The organism is Devosia sp. (assembly GCF_017307565.1).
Lineage (GTDB): Bacteria > Pseudomonadota > Alphaproteobacteria > Rhizobiales > Devosiaceae > Devosia.
Genome location: NZ_JAFKHD010000261.1, coordinates 1 through 2,762, shown reverse-complemented (window position 1 = coordinate 2,762; position 2,762 = coordinate 1). Strand labels below are relative to the sequence as shown.

Annotated in this window: 3 protein-coding genes; 2 read left to right on the top strand and 1 reads right to left on the bottom strand. The window is 62.9% G+C overall.

All coding sequences use genetic code 11. The annotated features are described in order from the left end of the window. On the top strand, positions 1 to 876 hold an 876-nt coding region (locus tag J0I64_RS08345), incomplete at its 5' end, for an ATP-binding protein (RefSeq protein ID WP_291407126.1). A gap of 70 nt (positions 877 to 946) precedes the next feature. Beyond that, complete coding sequence (locus J0I64_RS08340; RefSeq protein WP_291407125.1) at positions 947 to 1,591, top strand: DUF6683 family protein; 645 nt, start codon at positions 947 to 949, stop codon at positions 1,589 to 1,591. Here the strand turns inward: J0I64_RS08340 and cobT are convergent. After that, on the bottom strand, positions 1,572 to 2,594 hold the full coding sequence (gene cobT, locus J0I64_RS08335; RefSeq protein WP_291407124.1) for a nicotinate-nucleotide--dimethylbenzimidazole phosphoribosyltransferase: 1,023 nt from the start codon (positions 2,592 to 2,594) through the stop codon (positions 1,572 to 1,574). The genes J0I64_RS08340 and cobT overlap by 20 nt on opposite strands. Positions 2,595 to 2,762 lie beyond the last annotated feature (168 nt).

Here is a 2,762-nt window from a genome sequence, read left to right as displayed (position 1 = left end):
TATAGCGCCGATCTCGAAACGCTCTCGCACCAGGAGGAAAAGGACTCCCTGATCGCCGAGCTCGAAGAGGCCCGACACATGTCGGACGAGGCCCGCCGCCATGCCGAGCAGGCCAATATCGCCAAGAGCCAGTTCCTCGCCACCATGAGCCACGAGCTGCGCACGCCGCTCAACGCCATTATCGGCTTCTCCGAAGTGCTGAAATCGGAACTGCTGGGGCCCCATCACGTGCCCCAGTACAAGGAATATGCCGGGGACATTCACGCCAGCGGCCAGCACCTCCTTAACCTGATCAACGAGTTGCTTGACCTTAGCCGCATCGAGGCGGGCAAATATGAGCTGCATGAGGAAGCGGTTTCGATCGTCGATATTGCCGATGATTGCCAGCGCATGATGCAGCTGCGGGCCAAGTCCAAGGGCATTGAGCTGACCTTCAATTCCAACGACAACCTGCCCAAGATCTGGGGCGACGAGCGCGCCATTCGCCAGGTCGTGCTTAACCTGCTTAGCAACGCCATCAAGTTCACCCCCCAGCAGGGCAAGGTGTCGCTGGTGGTGACGCGCAGTGCGGATGGCGGTCAGCTGATTTCCGTCAAGGATAACGGCCCGGGCATACCTGAAAGCGAGATCGAAACCGTGTTGTCCTCGTTCGGCCAGGGCTCGCTGGCGCACAAGACGGCGGAACAGGGTGCCGGGCTCGGCCTGCCGATCGTGCAGCGGATCATGGACCTGCATCAGGGCCGTTTCGATCTCTTCTCGAAGCTCCGCTTCGGCACCGAAGTCATCGCCACTTTCCCGCGCGCTCGCGTGATGGATGCGCTGGCTCCAGTGACTGAACGCCGCAACAAACTCGAAATCTATTCGCAGGCAGGTTGATCGGGCCGGGTTCACGTCCCAAATTTGCCCCTATCGTCCTCTCCATTGTGGCCGTTGGGGGATTTTACGCGTGAACCGTTTCTTTCGTCTGCTCGCCGTCCTGCTAGTGCTGCCGAGCCTGGCCATGGCCCAGGAGAGCGCCGCGCCTGCGGCTGCCTCCTATGACACCAGCTATCCACCCTCGACGGTGATCTCGGCGCGCATCCAGCGCCAGTTTCTCGATACGATCCGCTGGTCGGTCAGCGCGCAGGCGCGCGATAGCCTTGCTGCGGCCTTTGCCGAGCGCCCTGCCCTTGAAATCTGGCAGGACCTCGTTGCCGGCGACGGGCTCAAGACCGGCAATGTAGCCGATGCGATCACCGCCTACTGGGTGTTGAACTGGGTGACTGCCAATGCCCGCTACAACCTCAAAGTCGACAATCGACCGATCCAGGCGCAGATGCAGGACGCGATGGCGCGGGATCCCAATTTCCGGTCACTGAGCAATCTGCAGAAACAGGAAATGGCCGAGGGCTATATCCTGAAATTCCTGGTCGAACATGCCGCGCTCAACGACGCCATGTCACGCAAGGACGTGGCGGCGCTGGGCAAGCTAGCCCTGGGGTCAGCTACGCGTTTTCAGCGGGAAATGGGGGTGAACCTGCTGGCGCTCGAGCCTGGGCCCGGAGGCCTCCAGCCCAAGGCGCAGCCGCCGGCTAGTCCTGCTGCCGACTGACGCCAGCGCTTTCGAAGGTCGCCATATTGGTGTGGAGGTGAAGCGCGGTCTTGGCGAGCACCACGCCAAGCGCGGCGCCCGTGCCTTCACCGAGTCGCATGCCGAGATCGAGCAGCGGGGCCCGGCCCATATGCTCGAGCACCCGGCCATGGGCGCCTTCGGCCGCAACATGGGCGAAGAGGCAATGGTCGATGGCTTCGGGATTGACCGCATGGGCGATGGCCGCGGCGGCGGTTGCCACATAGCCATCGATGACCACCGGCACCTTCTGATGGCGCGCGGCGATCAGCGCGCCGAGCATGGCGGCAACTTCGCGGCCACCGAGGCGAGCCAGGATCGAGAGCGGATGATCGAGGCCATCCTTGTGAAGGGCCAGCGCGCGATCGATGGCGTCGACCTTGCGGGCATAGCCAGCGTCATCGACGCCCGTGCCGCGACCGGCCCAATCGGCGCCGGTGCCGCCATAGAGTGCCGCAAAGATCGCGGCGGCGATAGTGGTGTTGCCGATACCCATTTCGCCGAGGCCGATGATGTCGGGCTTACCGGCCACCGCTTCCATGCCGTAAGCGATGGTGGCGGCGCACATCTGGTCGTCTAGCGCGGCTTCCTGGGTGATGTCGCCCGTGGGCAGTTCCAGCGCCAGTTCGAAGACGCGCAGGTTGATTTCGTGCAGTGCGCAGATCTGGGAAATGGCGGCGCCGCCATTGGTGAAATTGGCGACCATTTCGGCCGTTACTTCCTGCGGGAAGGCAGAAACGCCCTGATCGGCGACGCCGTGATTACCGGCAAAAATGGTGACCATGGGATTTTCGAGGCGCGGGGCCTGCCGGTGCTGCCAGCGGGCGAGAAACTCCACCAGTTCCTCAAGGCGCCCGAGCGAGCCTGCCGGCTTGGTCAATTCGGCGTCACGGCGGCGCACGGCGGCGACGGCGGCTTCGTCACCATCGGGCACGGCGGTGAGCAGTTCCACGATATCGGCAAAGGCGGGATTGAGGGCAGGCATGGGAGGAGTCCGGTTCAAGGCCAAGAGGTGCGGACTTGTTGCCCAGAACGGGCTCAATTGCAATTGAGCCCAGTGCGGCACTGTGACAATGCCTTATGCTGGGCGCAAAGTCTTGAAATCGTGCCACACAACCCCTTAATCGAAGGGTGTCGCTCAGGTTGGGTACTA